This is a genomic window from Pseudogemmobacter bohemicus (genome assembly GCF_003290025.1).
GTDB classification, from domain to species: Bacteria; Pseudomonadota; Alphaproteobacteria; order Rhodobacterales; family Rhodobacteraceae; genus Pseudogemmobacter; species Pseudogemmobacter bohemicus.
Genome location: NZ_QNHG01000001.1, coordinates 668,051 through 683,026, shown reverse-complemented (window position 1 = coordinate 683,026; position 14,976 = coordinate 668,051). Strand labels below are relative to the sequence as shown.

Here is a 14,976-nt window from a genome sequence, read left to right as displayed (position 1 = left end):
AGCTTCCCATCGGGCATTTCCGTTTATGCTGTCACCACGCAAGGCCGATTCCCAGCCCTCGATCAGGTGATTCCAGATCTGGTCAGCCTTCTGCCTTGCGACCGTCTTACTGTCGGTATGAAGAGAAAATGCTACAATCTCGCGCGGTTCCACATCCCGGAACCGGCGCGGAACCAGCTTTCTCAGGTGGAAGGTGTTTGCTCGCATGTAAATTGTCATGCGCCAAGAATAGCGGTCGAAACGGCACCCACAAGGCACCCCTGTGAACGGAATGTGTCACAAAATGTGTTACATATTCAGGCTAAAAATGCCATTTTCTTGTTTAAGATCAACAACTTAAGTGGATAAAATTGGCGCACCCGACAGGATTCGAACCTGTGACCTCTGCCTTCGGAGGGCAGCACTCTATCCAGCTGAGCTACGGGTGCAGCGCCCGGGCTTCATAACCGCTCTGGCGGGATGTCGCAAGGCTTCTGGCGTGGGGTTACGCAAAGAGTTCGTGACAGAATTCCAGGCCTTCGACCAATGCGTCCACCTCGGCCAGGGTGTTATAGAGGCCGAACGAGGCGCGGCAGCTGGCGCTGACACCGAAATGATCCAGCAACGGCATGGCACAATGGGTCCCTGCCCTCACCGCGATGCCCTTCTTATCGAGAATCGTCGAGATATCATGTGGATGCGCAGCCCCTTGCAGGGTGAAGCTGAAGATCGCCCCTTTATCCGGCGCCTGGCCCTGGATGTTCAGCCAGTTGAGACCGTCCAGTCGCGTCCGGGCATAATCGCGCAACCGGCGTTCATGGGCGGCGATGTTCTCCATCCCCAGCCCCATCAGGTAATCCAGCGCCACCCCGAGCCCGATCTGGTTGACGATGCCGGGCGTGCCGGCCTCGAAGCGCATCGGCGGGTCGGCCCATGTGACCGCATCGCGATGGACCTCGCGGATCATATCGCCGCCGCCCATGAAGGGGCGCATTTCCTCCATCCGCGCGTGGGAGATGTAGATCGCGCCAGACCCTGAGGGCCCATAAAGCTTGTGTCCGGTGATGGCGTAGAAATCACAGCCCATCGCCGTCAGATCGACCGGCATATGGACCGAGGCCTGGCTGCCATCGACCAGCACCGGAACGCCGCGCGCACGCGCCGCCTGGCAGATCGTCGCCACATCGACCACGGTGCCGGTCACGTTCGACATATGGCTGACAGCGACCAGTCTGGTCTTCGGCCCGATCGCGTCGATCACCGCCTGAGGATCAAGGACGCCATTGGCATCCACCTCGACCCATTTCAGCACCACGCCCTGGCGTTCGCGCAGGAAATGCCAGGGGACGATATTGGCGTGATGCTCCATCACGCTCAGCACGATCTCATCTCCCGGCTGCAGGCGTGGCGCGGCCCAGGAATAGGAGATGAGGTTGATCCCCTCGGTCGCGCCGGAGGTGAAGACAATCTCATCTTCCGAGGGCGCGTTCAGGAAACGGGCGATCTTGCCGCGCACCGCCTCATAGGCCTCGGTCGCGTGGTTCGACAGGTAGTGCAGGCCCCGGTGAACATTGGCATATTCAAAGGAATAGGCCCGTGTGATCGCGTCGATCACCACCTGCGGCTTTTGCGCCGAGGCGCCATTGTCCAGATAGACCAGCGGCCGGTCATTCACCCTGCGCGCGAGGATCGGGAAATCGGCGCGGATTTTTGTGACATCATAGCTCACGCGGCAGATACTCCGGCGGGATGAAGGGGGCGATGATCAGCGTCAGCACGAAAACGGCTGCGAAAAAGGTGATGACGGCCGCGAGGAAGACCTTCAGCGGCGATATGAAACCGTGGATTTCGGCGACGAAATTGCTCAGCATCACCACGAAAATCCCGATGGCCAGCATGCCGATAATGCCGGAAAGCACCGGCAGGGTGAACAGCGCCAGCAGCTGCACCAGCTGCACCGCCAGCATCACCGCCTGAAGCCAGGCAAATGCCAGCACCGCATCGGCGAAAGAGCCGCGCCCGCCGAACCAGCCGCCAACCAGCCAGGCGAGAAAGGCGGAGATCATCAGGGTCAGGAATTGCAGCCCGACCGTCACGAAGGGGCTGGCGAACAGCGCGCTGAACGGGGTTCCCCCGGGAAACGGCAGGACCTGCAGGCTCAGCTGCATCAAAAGCGCCGACGCCACCGCCATCAGCAAAAGCGCCACCATTTCCGTGCCCGGAGGCCGGTTCAGCGCCTGGATCTGCCGCATGCCCACTCGCGGATCACGCAGGGACAAAAGCAGGGTAGAGAAGAAAAAGCCGATCACCGCATCGCCTCGCGCAGAAGTTTCACCCAGAGCCAGAGGAACAGCAGGGCCACCAGGACCCCGATCACCGTCACCGCCGGGCCAGGCCCGCTGAAACCGGCCAGCAGCCCCTGGAACAGCATCAGCGGCGCCGTGCATAACAGCGCCCAGAACAGCGCAATCCGCGCCGCATAGGGATCGATCCGACCGCCAAAGGCGCTGATCACCCCAGCCGAAAGCGCCGCGATGCCGTAAAAGATCAGCGGCACCACGAAGAGAAAGACGAAGAAATTGATCCCCATCAGCGCCTGGATGCCAGGCACCTGATCAAGGGGTGTTCCAGCCGCAGTGGCGGCCTCACGCGCAAGGAAAGCCTCCCGCGAGAGGCGCGGCCATTGTGCCACGAACAAAAGCAGGCAGGCCGCGAATAACAGGATCAGCGCCCTGTCTTCGCGCGGCCCCCCTGCCAGCTTTTCGCGGATGACCGTGCCGGGGCGGGTCCAGGTCCGGAAGATATCGGTGGTGATCGACATGTGCTCTGCCTGTTCTCTGACTGCTCTGTGGCCGGATCTCAGTCTTCCAGCCCGTGCAGCCAGTCTTCCAGCCTTGCATGAACCTCGGCCGCGATGGCCTCATCCTCGATCTCTTCCAGGGTGCCGGCAAGGAAAGCCAGCACCAGCAGTGCCTGGGCGGTCCGTTTCGGCAGCCCCCGCGATTGCAGGTAGAAAAGCGCGGTCTCGTCAATCGCGCCCGAAGTCGAGCCGTGGCTGCATTTCACGTCATCGGCATAGATTTCCAGCTCGGGCTTGGCGAGGAACTGCGCGTCCTCATCCAGCAACAAGGACTGGCTCATCTGATAGCCATCGGTCTTTTGCGCGCCCTGTTTGACGAGGATCTTGCCCTGGAACACACCGGTTGCGCCGTTTTTCAGCACTTTGCGGAAGACCTGGCGGCTCTCGCAACGCTCAGAGGCATGGGTGATGAAGATGGTGTCGTCCTGAAGGAAATCGCGGCCTTCCCCCATCACGGTGCCGGCAACATGCGCCACGGAATCGTCGCCGGTGATCTCAAGGATCGCCTCGTTGCGGGTCAGACGACCGCCTGCGGTGAGGGTAAAGCTTTTGAACAGCGCATTATCGGCCATATGGGCAAAGATATGGGTGAGACCGCGACGGTCCGCATCCGGCCCTTGCGTGCGGATATGGTGGAAGCGCGCATTCGAGGCCACATCGACCTCAAGCACAGTGTTGAACCGGGCGCCCGGGGTGCCGCTTTCCAGAAGGGTGATTTCCGCGCCCTCTTCCAGCTTTACAACATGATGCAGGAACACGTCAGAAACCGCTGATTTCTGCGTGTAAATCAGAGATACCGGCTTTGCGGCCTGCCCGGTCACACGGATCAGCACGCCCTCGCGAGCATGGGCGGTGTTCAGGGCCGCAAGCGGGCGCTCGACCGGAGAAGAGCCCCGCGTCTCCAGCTGCCCGTAAAGCCCCTGTGCCCAATGGATATCGGCAGCGCCGGCAAGGGACAGCAATTCGACCCCCGCCGCCGCCGGATCATCTGACGCTGCCGCATCAAAGACGCCATCGGTGAAAACCAGCTTCACCGTATCCAGCGCCGCGAATGACGGCGCCAGCACGGCAGCCGCGCCACTCACATCCGGCCTGGTCAGTTGCGCCGGGTCGGTATAGCGCCAGTATTCATCGCGCCGCGTCGGCAGCCCCTGGGCGTTCAGCCGATCAGTCGCTGCGGCCCGCGCGGCCTGGGTCCAGCCCTTTGCGGGGGCGCTCAGCCCGCTCAGACGCGCCGCCAGCGCGTCCTGTTTCACCTGGGGAAGGGCCATTACTTCACCCCGTCAAGCAGGTCGGCATAGCCGTTATTCTCGACCTCAAGCGCCAGTTCCGGCCCGCCGCTGCGGATGATGCGGCCCGCCGCCATGATATGAACGACATCCGGTTTGATATGGTCGAGGAGGCGCTGGTAATGGGTGATCACAAGGAACGACCGCCCCGCGCTGCGCAGCGCATTTACGCCTTCCGAGACGAGTTTCATCGCATCGACATCCAGCCCGGAATCGGTCTCATCAAGGATGCACATCTTCGGCTCCAGCATCGCCATCTGGAGGATTTCATTGCGCTTTTTCTCACCGCCCGAGAAGCCGACATTGACCGGGCGTTTCAGCATATCGGCGTCGATCTTCAGCGTTTTCGCCTTTTCGCGCACGATTTTCAGGAAATCGCCGGCCGAGAGTTCCTCTTCGCCGCGCGCCTTGCGCTGTGCATTCACCGCAGTGCGCAGGAAGGTCATATTGCCGACGCCCGGGATCTCGACCGGGTATTGGAAGGCAAGGAAAAGCCCCGCCGCCGCGCGCTCTTCCGGCTCCATCTCAAGGAGTTCCTCGCCGTCGAGCTCGGCCGAACCCTCGGTGACCTCATAGCCCTCACGGCCGGCCAGAACATAAGACAAAGTCGACTTGCCCGAGCCGTTCGGCCCCATGATCGCATGCACTTCGCCAGGTCCGATTTTCAGATCGACGCCCTTGAGGATGACCTTGTCCTCTTCCTCAAGTTTCACATGCAGATTCTTGATCTCAAGCATTTTTCTCTCCTCAGACCGGTTGCAGCAAGGCGCGGCTGTAGGCGCGCAGCCGGTCCGGTGTCAGTTGTACAGGGTGTAAATCAAACCGCGCCATGCGGCCGATCATCTCGGTTGGCCGCGCGAGATCTTCGGCCTTGTGATAGGCCTCGCGCGGGGCGTAATCGTCGAAAAACAGCGTGACCGGGCGGGTGATCCGATAGGCCACGGTCAGAAAGCAGGCGAGCCGGAAGCGGCCATCGACCAGCACCAGATCAGGATGAGAAAATCCGGGCAAGTCCCATATTTTCAACGCATAATCCGGCCAGCGGCGAAAGGCGCCCTCATCCGCCGGATGGCCCCATTCCCTGGTCGGGCCGATATCGGCATGGTGGATATGGACCTTTGCCGGATGCGCGGCAAACCAGTCCCTCATCATCTGCGCCCAGGCGCCATCCGATTCCACCGACCAGACCTCACACCCGGCCTCTGCCGCAACAAGCGTCGAGCCACCGGAGCCATATTCCAGCACTCTCTGCGCATCCGCGCAGGCCGCTGCCCAGGCTAGGGCTTCCGCCTCGGGCATGGTCAGATCAGGGCGCTGAAGGAGGACCGCCACCAGTTCAGCCCCAGCGTTTGAAAGCAAACAAAGCCAGCGCCACCAGCACACCCACACCAGGCGCCGCAAAGCGCGGCAGCGCCACATCCGGCTGTCTGCGCGCAATCATGCCCAGCCCGAGCATGGCACCGATCCCGCCCCCGATGGGGGTGACGATCTGGTCGATCATCTCCGCCCCGGTCATCAGCCCACCGATCCCTCAAGCGAGATCGCGACAAGGCTCTGCGCCTCCATCGCGAATTCCATCGGCAGGGCTTGCAGCACTTCCTTACAGAAGCCGTTCACCACTAGGGCAACCGCCTCTTCCTCATCCATCCCGCGCGAGCGGCAATAGAAGAGCTGATCCTCATCCACCTTCGAGGTCGTCGCCTCATGCTCGCAGCGGGACGAGTTGTTCTTGACCTCGATATAGGGAACCGTATGCGCACCGCACTGATCGCCGATCAGCAGGCTGTCACATTGGGTGTAGTTCCGCGATCCGGTGGCTTTCGGATGCACCGAGACCTGGCCGCGATAGGTGTTCTGCGCCTTGCCCGCCGAGATCCCCTTCGACACGATCCGCGATTTCGAGTTCTTGCCCAGATGGATCATCTTGGTGCCGGTATCGGCCTGCTGATAGTTGTTCGCAATCGCGATCGAGTAGAACTCGCCCTGCGTGTCATTGCCGCGCAGGATGCAGGACGGGTATTTCCAGGTGATGGCCGAGCCGGTCTCCACTTGCGTCCACATCACCTTGGCCCGGTCGCCCCGGCAATCGGCGCGCTTGGTGACGAAGTTGTAAATGCCGCCCTTTCCGTCCTCATCACCCGGGAACCAGTTCTGCACGGTGGAATATTTGACCTCGGCATCTTCCAGGATGACGATCTCGACCACCGCCGCATGCAGCTGGATGGTGTCACGCTTCGGCGCGGTGCAGCCCTCAAGGTAGCTGACGTAAGAGCCCTTGTCGGCGATGATCAGCGTGCGCTCAAACTGCCCGGTATTCTCCGCATTGATGCGGAAATAGGTCGAAAGCTCCATCGGGCAGCGGGTGCCTTCGGGAATGTAGACGAAAGACCCGTCCGAGAAGACCGCCGAATTCAGCGTCGCAAAGAAATTGTCCGATTGCGGCACGACCGAGCCGAGATATTTCTGAACCAGTTCAGGATATTCGCGCACCGCTTCCGAGATCGAACAGAAGATCACGCCGGCCTTTTTCAGCTCCGCCTTGAAGGTGGTGCCGACCGAGACGGAATCGAACACCGCATCGACCGCAACCTTGCGCTCGCCCCCGGTCTCAGACCCGGTCGGCGCCTCGACGCCCGCCAGCAAGGCCTGCTCCTTCAGCGGGATGCCGAGTTTGGCGTAAGTCGCCAGCAGCTTCGGATCAACCTCGTCCAGCGATTTCGGCTTTTCCGCCATGCTTTTCGGGCGCGCATAGTAATACTGATCCTGGTAATCAATCTCAGGATAGTTGAGCATCGCCCAACGCGGCTCCTTCATCTCCAGCCAGCGCCGGTAAGCCTTCAGGCGCCAGTCCAGCATCCATTCCGGCTCGCCATTCTTCTGGCTGATCAGGCGGACGATGTCCTCATTCAGGCCTTTGGGCGCATATTCGGTCGGGATTTCGGTCTCCCAGCCGTATTTATATTTGCCGGCCATGGCCTGGACGGTTTCAATCGTCTCACGGTCCACGCCTTCCCGGATCGCCTCATCGGGGATGCGGATATCGTCTCCGGCCACATGGGTATTCATTTCGGTCACTCCATCCTCACGCGGCCCAGCTTCAAGCGGCACGGGCGCGGGCTTTTCCGTAAGCCCTGGTCCACGCCTCCGCGAACCTGAGCACATTCTCTTCACTCACGCCCGGACCGATAGAGATCCGGATCATGTGGCCGGCCTGATCGCCGTATCCCATGGCCCCCAGCACCTTAGATCCCCGCACCTTGCCCGAGGAACAGGCCGAACCCGCAGAAACCGCGAAGCCCGCAAGATCCATCGCCATCACCTGCGTCTCGCCCTTCCAGCCCGGCGCGACGATGCAAAGCGTGTTCGGCAACCTCGCCTGGCCTTTCGAGGGGGAGATAATCCCCCCCGAGATAATGCCCTCTGTGCCGGCAAACAATGCTGATTCCAGAATATCCCTTATGCGCGCGACCTCTTCCCAGGTCCCATCGGCCAGATCACGCGCCGCAGCCCTCGCCGCAGCCGCCATGCCGGCAATGCCGATCAGGTTCTCGGTGCCCGAGCGGCGTCCCATCTCCTGGCCGCCGCCCTTCAGCTTTGCCTCTACATCAAGCCCACGCTTCAGAAAAAGTGCGCCGATCCCGCGCGGCCCCCCGAATTTATGCGCCGATACCAGCCCCATATCGCAGCCAAGCCAGTTGAAAGCGACCGGCAGCTTGCCCATGCCCTGCGTCAGATCCGACACCGCCAGCCCCTCAGGCAGATCCTGCACGATCCCGGTCTCGGGATTGGCCAGCTGCAGCGTGCTCTGCCCGGGGTCAGTGACTGTTACCCGCCCCTCACCCGAGACCGGCAAAACCTCGTGACACCAGGCCGAAACCGCCGAATGCTCGACCCCGCCGCAATGCAGCCCGCGCCCGGCCAAAGCCAGCGCCGAAGCCTCGGTCGTCCCCGAGGTAAAGACCAGATCCGCCCCATCCGCGCCGAAAGCCGCAGAAATCTCCTCCCGCGCGCGCTCCATCAGCGCCTTCGCCGCCCGCCCCTCGCTGTGAACCGAAGACGGATTGCCGATGACATCCATCGCGAGCGTCATCGCCGCCCGCGCCTCGTCCCGCAAAGGCACCGTCGCATTCCAGTCCAGATAAAGCCGTGCGCTCACTGCCGGCCCCTTTCATCTGTCCCCAAATATCCTCGGGGGGAGCCGGACGCAAAGCGGCCGGCGCGGGGGGCAGACAGCCCCCCGGCGACATCAGCCCCTGAGCGCATCAAACTCATTCCTCATCCACCACCCGGAACAGGTTCGGCACTGCCGGACAGGGTGTCATCTCATTGCTGATCACGTCCGACAGCCGGGTCTGATGCAAAAACACATAGACATTGGCCGACAGGCTCTGCCAGAGCCGGTTGGTCAGAGATTGCGCCCGCGTCCCCGAGGATCCCCCGGTGGCGCCAGCGCCGGTATGCATCGCATCGACCGTCTCCTCGACCGCCTGCAACACCTCGCTGACCCGGATCGAATCCGGCGAGCGCGCCAGCCGGTAGCCACCACCAGGCCCCCGCACCGCATCGACCAGCCCCGCCCGGCGCAGCTTGACGAACAGCTGCTCCAGATAGGGCAGCGAAATATCCTGGCGCTTCGAAATCTCGGCCAGAGCCACCAGGTCTTCGGGCTCCGACGCATCCCCCCCGGCCTTTGCCAGCGCGGCTTTCGCCTTCGCCTCGTTCATGGCCAGATCGGCAAGCGCCACCATCGCATACCGGCCCTTCGTCGACAGTTTCATTCCAGCTCTCCTTGCGAGCGCGCCGCCGCCCCATCCCCGACATTCATCCCGGGCGCACAGCCCAGGCAGCAATCAGCGGATCTCTTAAGCGGAATCCCCCGATTTCCGGCCCGACAGCCTCCCGGCAGTGGCACTGGCACCGGCCATTTCCAGGCAGATCCATTGACGATCCAGCCCGGGACGATTACCTCAGATGCGATCCGGGGGACAAGCTTTGCCCCCTTTAGAACAGTTCTAAATTAACCGGGCGTTTCCGTCAAGTTTCGATCCCGGTCAAATCAGGCGAGAGCGTATGCCCGAAGTTATCTTTGCCGGCCCCGATGGACGTCTTGAGGGACGCTACCACGCACAGAAGGAACGCGACGCTCCGATCGCCATCGTTCTGCACCCGCATCCTGCCTATGGCGGCACGATGAACAACAAGGTGACCTATAACCTGCATTACGCCTTCTACAATCTGGGCTTCAATGTGCTGCGGTTCAATTTCCGCGGCGTCGGGCGCAGCCAGGGCGAATATGACCAGGGGATCGGCGAGCTGTCGGATGCGGCCTCGGCGCTGGATTACCTGCAATCCATGAACCAGAATGCGAAACATTGCTGGGTCGCAGGCTTCTCTTTCGGCGCCTGGATCGGCATGCAGCTTCTGATGCGCCGCCCCGAGATCACCGGCTTCATCTCGGTCGCGCCGCCGGCGAATCTTTATGATTTCAGCTTCCTCGCGCCCTGCCCCTCTTCGGGTCTGATCATCAACGGCACCGCCGACAAGGTGGCGCCGCCGAAAGATACCCGCACCCTTGTCGGCAAGCTGCATGAGCAGAAGGGCATCACCATCACCCATACCGAGGTCGAGGGCGCCGATCACTTCTTCAAGGATGAAGAGGCGCATATGAAGCCGATGATCGACACGGTCTCGGGCTATGTGAAGCGCCGCATGACCGAAAGCACCCGCTGATGTCGTTCATCCAGGAGCTGGCCGATAAGCTTGCGAAAGACGTGCTCGACTCGCAGGACGAGCTGAAGGATGACCGCTTTTACGAACAGGTCGGCAAGGTGCTGCTTTCAGCCTCGCCAACACTGCAAGAGGCCTATATGACCTCGATCCGCATCCGCCTGGCCGAGGCGCGGGGCCGCGACTTCCTCAACCGCGCGCTGAAGGCGAAGCGGGATGGCAGCAAGGCGCCCGATGCGCCAAGGGATCTCAGCCTCGGCAGCGGCCACTGACAGGCGCTTGCAGGCTGGCCCGCAACTGGCCGGCCTCCACCTGACGGGCCTTCACTGTCAGGCCTCCACTGGCAGGCTGAAGACTGGCAGGCTGAGACTGGCGCGCGGCAGCACAAGGGAGACCAGCGATGACGATCACCCATCAGGACGAGCTTGAAGGGCTGCAGCATATTGGCCGCATCGTCGCCAACACCATGCTGGCCATGGCAAAGGCGCTGGAGCCGGGCATGACCACCGCCGAGCTGGATGATCTGGGCGCACGGATGCTGGAATGCGAGGGCGCGGTATCGGCGCCACGCTCCTGTTATGACTTCCCCGGCGCCACCTGCATCAGCGTCAATGAGGAAATCGCCCATGGCATCCCCGGCCCAAGGGTGATCCAGGCGGGCGATCTGATCAATATAGATGTCTCCGCCTCGAAAAACGGCTTCTTCGCAGATACCGGCTCAAGCTGGCAGCTGGAACCGGTCCGCAGCCCCCTGAGCCGGCTCTGCCGCGACGGGCGCCGTGCGATGGAGACCGGCATCGCCGAGGTCGGTGCCGGCAAACCGCTGGCCGGGATCGGCAATGCGGTCGGCAAATTCGCCGAAAAGCGCGGCTATACGCTGATCCGCAACCTGGCGAGCCATGGCATCGGTCGCGGCTTGCATGAGGATCCGAAAGAGATCGCCACCTGGCCCACCCGCGGCGACCGGCGCCGGATCGAAAAGGGCCTTGTGCTGACGGTAGAGCCGTTTCTGTCGACCGGCGGGCTCTGGGCCGATAATGGCGAGGATGGCTGGACGCTTTACAGCACGCCGATGGCGCCGGTGGTGCAATATGAGCATACGGTGGTGGCGACGGCCGGCGCTCCGATCATCGTGACCCTGCCCGGCTGAGCCCACGAGCCATTTGCGGCCCTGCTTGCCAGAGCCGGGGTTTCACGCGATGACTGCCGCATGGACACCCTGCCCCATCCCCTTCCCGCCGAAAAGCTGCCCGCAGCTCAACCCACAGGCACCGATCCCCGACTTGATGCCCAGTTCGCCTTTCTGAACGAGGCTGACCGGCTGAAATCGGTGCTGCGCGCCACCACGCTTTGCGATGGATCGCGGCGCGAGAATTCCGGCGAACATTCCTGGCATCTGGCGCTTTACGCGATGGTGCTGGCCGATCAGGCGCCCGAGGGCGTGCGGATCGACCGCGTGATCCGCATGCTGATCCTGCATGATCTTGTCGAGATCGACACCGGCGATGTGCCGATCCATTCCGCCGGCGGTCAGGCCCATGCCAGCAGCGACACGATCCAGGCAGAACAGCGCGCCGCCGGGCGCATCTTCGGCCTGCTTCCCGCCGATCAGGCCACCGCTTTCCGGGCGCTCTGGGACGAATTCGAGGCATCCGAGACTCCGGATGCGGTCTTTGCCAAATCGCTCGACCGGGTGCAGCCGGTGCTGGCCAATCTGCAATCCGGCGGCGGCACCTGGAGCAGCTATAACGTCACCTGGGATCAGCTGACCGCGCGGGTGGGACAGAAAATCGCCCGTGGCGCCCCCCGGATCTGGGACTGGGTGGCCGCGAAAGCCCGGCCCTGGTTCGACCACCGGGGCTGAGCCATGGCAAAGCGGGTGACGCCGCAGCTTTTGCTGAAGGAGGAGATCCACAGCGCGGTCCTCCCCGTTCTGAAATCCGCAGGCTTTCGCGAGCAGGGCCAGGGGATCTGGCAGCGCCCTGCCCCGGATGGGGGCGAAGAACGCCTCACCCTGACCGACCGGATCGGCACCGGGCATCATTGCCTCTCGATCACCCAGCTGGCGCCCGTCACGATCCCGTTATTCTACGCGCCGCTCGCCCCCTTTGGCGACTGGCCCGAGACGGTTTCGGTCTTCCTCCACCGACCGATGCGGGCCGGAGCGCCTGGGTGGGCGGCGCGGCTCTTGTCGGCCATCTTGCTGCCGGTGCTGCTGGTGCTCTGGCTTTTCCGGCTCCTCCTCCTCTTCCCGCTCTTCCTCCTTGAACAGAAATGGCTCGCCTCGCCCGCAGCGCTCAGCGGCACTCGTCAGAAGAAGATCGCAAAACGGGCAGCCGCGCTTCTGGTGCGACAATACGAGGTGAAAGGCCGATGAAATTTCGGTATACCGTCGCATACTATCTGGTTCTTTCCCCCGATCCACGCTAGACACGGGCCAGGGCGTAACCCAGGTCGAAAGGGCGTATGATGACCAGGATCAAGGTGGCCAACCCGGTGGTGGAGCTTGACGGCGATGAGATGACCCGGATCATCTGGGATTTCATCAAACAAAAGCTGATCCTCCCCTATCTCGATATTGATCTGAAGTATTATGATCTCGGCATAGAGGAGCGTGATCGCACCGAAGACCAGATCACCGTCGATGCCGCCCATGCGATCCGGAAATACGGCGTCGGCGTCAAATGCGCGACCATCACCCCGGATGAGGCGCGGGTCGAGGAATTCGGCCTGAAAAAGATGTGGAAAAGCCCGAATGGCACCATCCGCAACATCCTCGGCGGCGTGATCTTCCGCGAGCCGATCATCTGCAAGAACGTGCCGCGCCTGGTGCCGGGCTGGACAAAACCCATTGTGGTCGGCCGCCATGCTTTCGGCGATCAGTATAAGGCGACCGATTTCCGCTTTCCCGGCCCCGGAAAGATCACGATGAAATTCGTGGGCGAAGACGGCACCACCCAGGAATATGACGTCTTCGACGCGCCGGCGGCGGGTGTGGCGATGGGGATGTATAACCTCGACCAGTCGATCATCGATTTTGCGCGCGCCTCGTTCAATTACGGGCTGATCAAGGGCTGGCCGGTCTATCTTTCGACCAAAAACACCATCCTCAAAGCCTATGACGGCCGCTTCAAGGATCTCTTTGCCCAGGTCTATGCCGAAGAATTCGAGGATCAGTTCAAGGCCATGGGCATCCATTACGAGCACCGGCTGATCGACGATATGGTGGCCTCGGCGCTGAAATGGTCGGGCGGCTATATCTGGGCCTGCAAGAATTACGATGGCGATGTGCAGTCCGATACCGTGGCGCAGGGCTTCGGCTCGCTCGGGCTGATGACCTCGATCCTGCTGACACCGGACGGCAAAACCGTTGAGGCCGAGGCCGCGCATGGGACCGTGACGCGGCACTACCGCCAGCACCAGGCCGGCAAGCAGACCTCGACCAACTCCATCGCCTCGATCTTCGCCTGGACCGGCGGGCTGAAGCATCGCGCAAAGCTTGATGACAATGCGCCGCTGACACGCTTCGCCGAGACGCTGGAGAAAGTCTGCGTCCAGACGGTCGAGGACGGGTTTATGACCAAAGACCTCGCGCTGCTGGTCGGCCCCGATCAGAAATGGCTGACGACCATCGGTTACCTCGAAAAGGTTGACCACTATCTGAACAAGGCGCTGGCGGGCTGAGCCTGCAACAGGTCGCAATCACAGGAACAAGGCGGGGTGCAACCGATGGCACCCCGCTTTTTGCGGCATGATTTTCAGTACGCAAGCCGCCCGGTCAGTTTTTCAGGCAGTATGCCGCTCCGCCCTGGAAAACGCCGCCCCCTGCCCGGCATTCCTCCGACGCCGGAGGCGAAGCCCCGGCACCTGCGGTCGGGCTATTGCCTCCCAAGGGGGCCGGTGTGACATTGGCCCCACGCAATCGCGTGTCGATGCTGGGAATGGCAGTGGCGGGCTCCCCTGCAGGCAGGCTGGAACCGCCCAGCCCCGAGGCAATACGCGCATCAAGCTTTGCCTGTTTGCATTGATTGATCGCCCGGGCCTGCCCCAGCGTAACCCCGTAAGTATTTGTCATAAAAACATCCCGCGATGCGCCAGAGCGCAAATCAAGCTTCTGGATTGCTTCGGGCTTGTTCATGCCTGCTTCGGCCTGGCATTCAAGGATCGCATTGCGCTGCACGGTTTCCGGCAAAGCCTGCCGCGCATAGCTTTCGGGACCACCACAGGCCGCCACGACAAGACAGCCGCCCAGAGCTGCGAAAAGACGCAATGAAAACATGGTTGACCAATCCTGAATACGTTTCTTTGTAAACCGGCTCTACCCTGTCAAACTGGTGCAACCATGACTGGAACCCGGCAAGTTCATGTCGGCAGGCCGCTTCCAAAACCGGGGCATTTGCGGTGATTGCAGCCTCGGCAGCCCGGCTGGCCGGCAGGGCACCGCAAGGAAGGGTTGCAGGCAGCAGGTGATCCCGATAGCGAGGCGCGCATGTCAAATCCCGCACAGCATTCCCTTGCCGATGACGCCCAGGGCCTGATTTTCGGCACATTGATGTGCGCGCTCGGGTTGCAGTTCCTGACACATTCCGGGCTGATCACCGGCCAGACGGCAGGGCTTGCGCTGGTGATCTCTTACGCTTCGGGCTGGGGCTTTGGCGCGGTGTTCTTCCTGATCAACCTGCCCTTTTACTGGTTCGGCTATCGCCGCATCGGGCTGCGCTTTACGATCAAAAGCCTGATCTCTGTGGCGCTACTGTCGGTATTCGCGCAGGTCATGCCGCATTATCTGAGCTTTGACACCCTGCATCCGCTGCTCGCCGGGGTGTTGTTCGGCTTTGTCACCGGTGCCGGCTTACTCGCGCTGTTCCGCCACGGATCAAGCCTTGGCGGCATCGGCATCGTCGCGCTGATGCTCCAGGACCGGACCGGCTTTCGCGCCGGCTGGGCGCAGATGATCTTTGATCTCATGCTGTTTGCGGTAGCGCTGCTCTGGATCCCGGCGGATCGCGTCTTGTGGTCGCTGCCCGGCGTGGTGATCCTGAACCTGGTTCTGGCCATCAATCACCGCCGCGACCGCTATATCGCCATCTGACCCATTCCCGCATTGCAGAGCCGGCCCGC

Annotated in this window: 18 protein-coding genes and 1 tRNA gene; 7 read left to right on the top strand and 12 right to left on the bottom strand. The window is 62.1% G+C overall.

Annotation, left to right across the window (positions count from 1 at the left end; genetic code table 11):
* Positions 1–351: 351 nt before the first annotated feature.
* From DRF71_RS03280 to iscR, 11 genes are all read right to left on the bottom strand, one after another.
* Positions 352–428 (bottom strand) — tRNA-Arg (locus DRF71_RS03280).
* Positions 429–484: 56 nt separating this feature from the next.
* The gene (locus tag DRF71_RS03275; RefSeq protein ID WP_112309138.1) at positions 485–1,708 is read right to left on the bottom strand and encodes a cysteine desulfurase; all 1,224 of its coding nucleotides are present in this window, start codon (positions 1,706–1,708) and stop codon (positions 485–487) included.
* Positions 1,698–2,288: a Yip1 family protein gene (locus DRF71_RS03270; protein ID WP_112309137.1), complete on the bottom strand. Its 591-nt coding sequence runs from the start codon at positions 2,286–2,288 to the stop codon at positions 1,698–1,700. Before DRF71_RS03270 ends, DRF71_RS03275 begins: the two co-directional genes overlap by 11 nt.
* On the bottom strand, positions 2,285–2,800 hold the full coding sequence (locus tag DRF71_RS03265; RefSeq protein WP_112309136.1) for a YIP1 family protein: 516 nt from the start codon (positions 2,798–2,800) through the stop codon (positions 2,285–2,287). Before DRF71_RS03265 ends, DRF71_RS03270 begins: the two co-directional genes overlap by 4 nt.
* A 38-nt stretch (positions 2,801–2,838) precedes the next feature.
* On the bottom strand, positions 2,839–4,110 hold the full coding sequence (gene sufD, locus DRF71_RS03260; protein ID WP_112309135.1) for a Fe-S cluster assembly protein SufD: 1,272 nt from the start codon (positions 4,108–4,110) through the stop codon (positions 2,839–2,841).
* On the bottom strand, positions 4,110–4,865 hold the full coding sequence (gene sufC / locus DRF71_RS03255; RefSeq protein ID WP_112309134.1) for a Fe-S cluster assembly ATPase SufC: 756 nt from the start codon (positions 4,863–4,865) through the stop codon (positions 4,110–4,112). Before sufC ends, sufD begins: the two co-directional genes overlap by 1 nt.
* Positions 4,866–4,875: 10 nt before the next feature.
* Positions 4,876–5,460: a hypothetical protein gene (locus DRF71_RS03250; RefSeq protein ID WP_232831275.1), complete on the bottom strand. Its 585-nt coding sequence runs from the start codon at positions 5,458–5,460 to the stop codon at positions 4,876–4,878.
* Between the two features lie 4 nt (positions 5,461–5,464).
* Positions 5,465–5,644, bottom strand: coding sequence for a hypothetical protein (locus tag DRF71_RS03245; protein WP_112309133.1), 180 nt, complete (start codon positions 5,642–5,644; stop codon positions 5,465–5,467).
* Positions 5,644–7,194 (bottom strand): Fe-S cluster assembly protein SufB, encoded by a 1,551-nt coding sequence (sufB, locus tag DRF71_RS03240; RefSeq protein WP_112309950.1) that lies wholly within the window; start codon positions 7,192–7,194, stop codon positions 5,644–5,646. Before sufB ends, DRF71_RS03245 begins: the two co-directional genes overlap by 1 nt.
* A 31-nt stretch (positions 7,195–7,225) precedes the next feature.
* Positions 7,226–8,284: a cysteine desulfurase family protein gene (locus DRF71_RS03235; protein ID WP_112309132.1), complete on the bottom strand. Its 1,059-nt coding sequence runs from the start codon at positions 8,282–8,284 to the stop codon at positions 7,226–7,228.
* Between the two features lie 112 nt (positions 8,285–8,396).
* Entirely contained in the window at positions 8,397–8,906 is a 510-nt protein-coding gene (gene iscR, locus DRF71_RS03230; protein WP_112309131.1) for a Fe-S cluster assembly transcriptional regulator IscR, read from the bottom strand.
* A 292-nt stretch (positions 8,907–9,198) separates the two neighbouring features.
* On the opposite strand from iscR, the gene DRF71_RS03225 reads away from it, so the two are divergent.
* The 6 genes from DRF71_RS03225 to DRF71_RS03200 all read left to right on the top strand — a co-directional run bounded on the left by DRF71_RS03225 (position 9,199) and on the right by DRF71_RS03200 (position 13,539).
* A complete protein-coding gene (locus tag DRF71_RS03225) occupies positions 9,199–9,858 on the top strand; it encodes an alpha/beta hydrolase (RefSeq protein ID WP_112309130.1) in 660 nt (219 codons plus the stop codon).
* Positions 9,858–10,127: a hypothetical protein gene (locus DRF71_RS03220; protein ID WP_112309129.1), complete on the top strand. Its 270-nt coding sequence runs from the start codon at positions 9,858–9,860 to the stop codon at positions 10,125–10,127. The genes DRF71_RS03225 and DRF71_RS03220 overlap by 1 nt, the downstream gene beginning before the upstream one ends.
* Before the next feature lie 128 nt (positions 10,128–10,255).
* Entirely contained in the window at positions 10,256–11,005 is a 750-nt protein-coding gene (map, locus tag DRF71_RS03215; protein ID WP_112309128.1) for a type I methionyl aminopeptidase, read from the top strand.
* A gap of 60 nt (positions 11,006–11,065) precedes the next feature.
* Positions 11,066–11,719, top strand: coding sequence for an HD domain-containing protein (locus DRF71_RS03210; protein ID WP_112309127.1), 654 nt, complete (start codon positions 11,066–11,068; stop codon positions 11,717–11,719).
* 3 nt (positions 11,720–11,722) lie between these two features.
* Entirely contained in the window at positions 11,723–12,232 is a 510-nt protein-coding gene (locus tag DRF71_RS03205; protein WP_112309126.1) for a hypothetical protein, read from the top strand.
* A gap of 92 nt (positions 12,233–12,324) precedes the next feature.
* Positions 12,325–13,539, top strand: a complete 1,215-nt coding sequence (locus tag DRF71_RS03200; protein ID WP_112309949.1) for an NADP-dependent isocitrate dehydrogenase — start codon at positions 12,325–12,327, stop codon at positions 13,537–13,539.
* Between the two features lie 94 nt (positions 13,540–13,633).
* Here the strand turns inward: DRF71_RS03200 and DRF71_RS03195 are convergent, their stop codons facing one another.
* Positions 13,634–14,134 carry a hypothetical protein gene (locus DRF71_RS03195; RefSeq protein ID WP_112309125.1) on the bottom strand — a complete coding sequence of 167 codons (501 nt, stop codon included), beginning with the start codon at positions 14,132–14,134 and terminating at the stop codon, positions 13,634–13,636.
* Positions 14,135–14,344: 210 nt separating this feature from the next.
* Here DRF71_RS03195 and DRF71_RS03190 point away from each other — a divergent pair, with 210 nt between their 5' ends.
* Entirely contained in the window at positions 14,345–14,947 is a 603-nt protein-coding gene (locus tag DRF71_RS03190; RefSeq protein WP_112309124.1) for a YitT family protein, read from the top strand.
* Positions 14,948–14,976 lie beyond the last annotated feature (29 nt).

Excerpts from the sequence above, each read along its gene's own strand:
- sufB (WP_112309950.1), bottom strand. The coding sequence starts at position 7,194 with ATGAATACCCATGTGGCCGGAGACGATATCCGCATCCCCGATGAGGCG.
- DRF71_RS03245 (WP_112309133.1), bottom strand. The coding sequence starts at position 5,644 with ATGACCGGGGCGGAGATGATCGACCAGATCGTCACCCCCATCGGGGGC.
- DRF71_RS03195 (WP_112309125.1), bottom strand. The coding sequence starts at position 14,134 with ATGTTTTCATTGCGTCTTTTCGCAGCTCTGGGCGGCTGTCTTGTCGTG.
- map (WP_112309128.1), top strand. The coding sequence starts at position 10,256 with ATGACGATCACCCATCAGGACGAGCTTGAAGGGCTGCAGCATATTGGC.
- iscR (WP_112309131.1), bottom strand. The coding sequence starts at position 8,906 with ATGAAACTGTCGACGAAGGGCCGGTATGCGATGGTGGCGCTTGCCGAT.
- sufC (WP_112309134.1), bottom strand. The coding sequence starts at position 4,865 with ATGCTTGAGATCAAGAATCTGCATGTGAAACTTGAGGAAGAGGACAAG.
- DRF71_RS03265 (WP_112309136.1), bottom strand. The coding sequence starts at position 2,800 with ATGTCGATCACCACCGATATCTTCCGGACCTGGACCCGCCCCGGCACG.
- DRF71_RS03220 (WP_112309129.1), top strand. The coding sequence starts at position 9,858 with ATGTCGTTCATCCAGGAGCTGGCCGATAAGCTTGCGAAAGACGTGCTC.
- DRF71_RS03205 (WP_112309126.1), top strand. The coding sequence starts at position 11,723 with ATGGCAAAGCGGGTGACGCCGCAGCTTTTGCTGAAGGAGGAGATCCAC.
- sufD (WP_112309135.1), bottom strand. The coding sequence starts at position 4,110 with ATGGCCCTTCCCCAGGTGAAACAGGACGCGCTGGCGGCGCGTCTGAGC.
- DRF71_RS03190 (WP_112309124.1), top strand. The coding sequence starts at position 14,345 with ATGTCAAATCCCGCACAGCATTCCCTTGCCGATGACGCCCAGGGCCTG.
- DRF71_RS03200 (WP_112309949.1), top strand. The coding sequence starts at position 12,325 with ATGACCAGGATCAAGGTGGCCAACCCGGTGGTGGAGCTTGACGGCGAT.
- DRF71_RS03225 (WP_112309130.1), top strand. The coding sequence starts at position 9,199 with ATGCCCGAAGTTATCTTTGCCGGCCCCGATGGACGTCTTGAGGGACGC.
- DRF71_RS03210 (WP_112309127.1), top strand. The coding sequence starts at position 11,066 with ATGGACACCCTGCCCCATCCCCTTCCCGCCGAAAAGCTGCCCGCAGCT.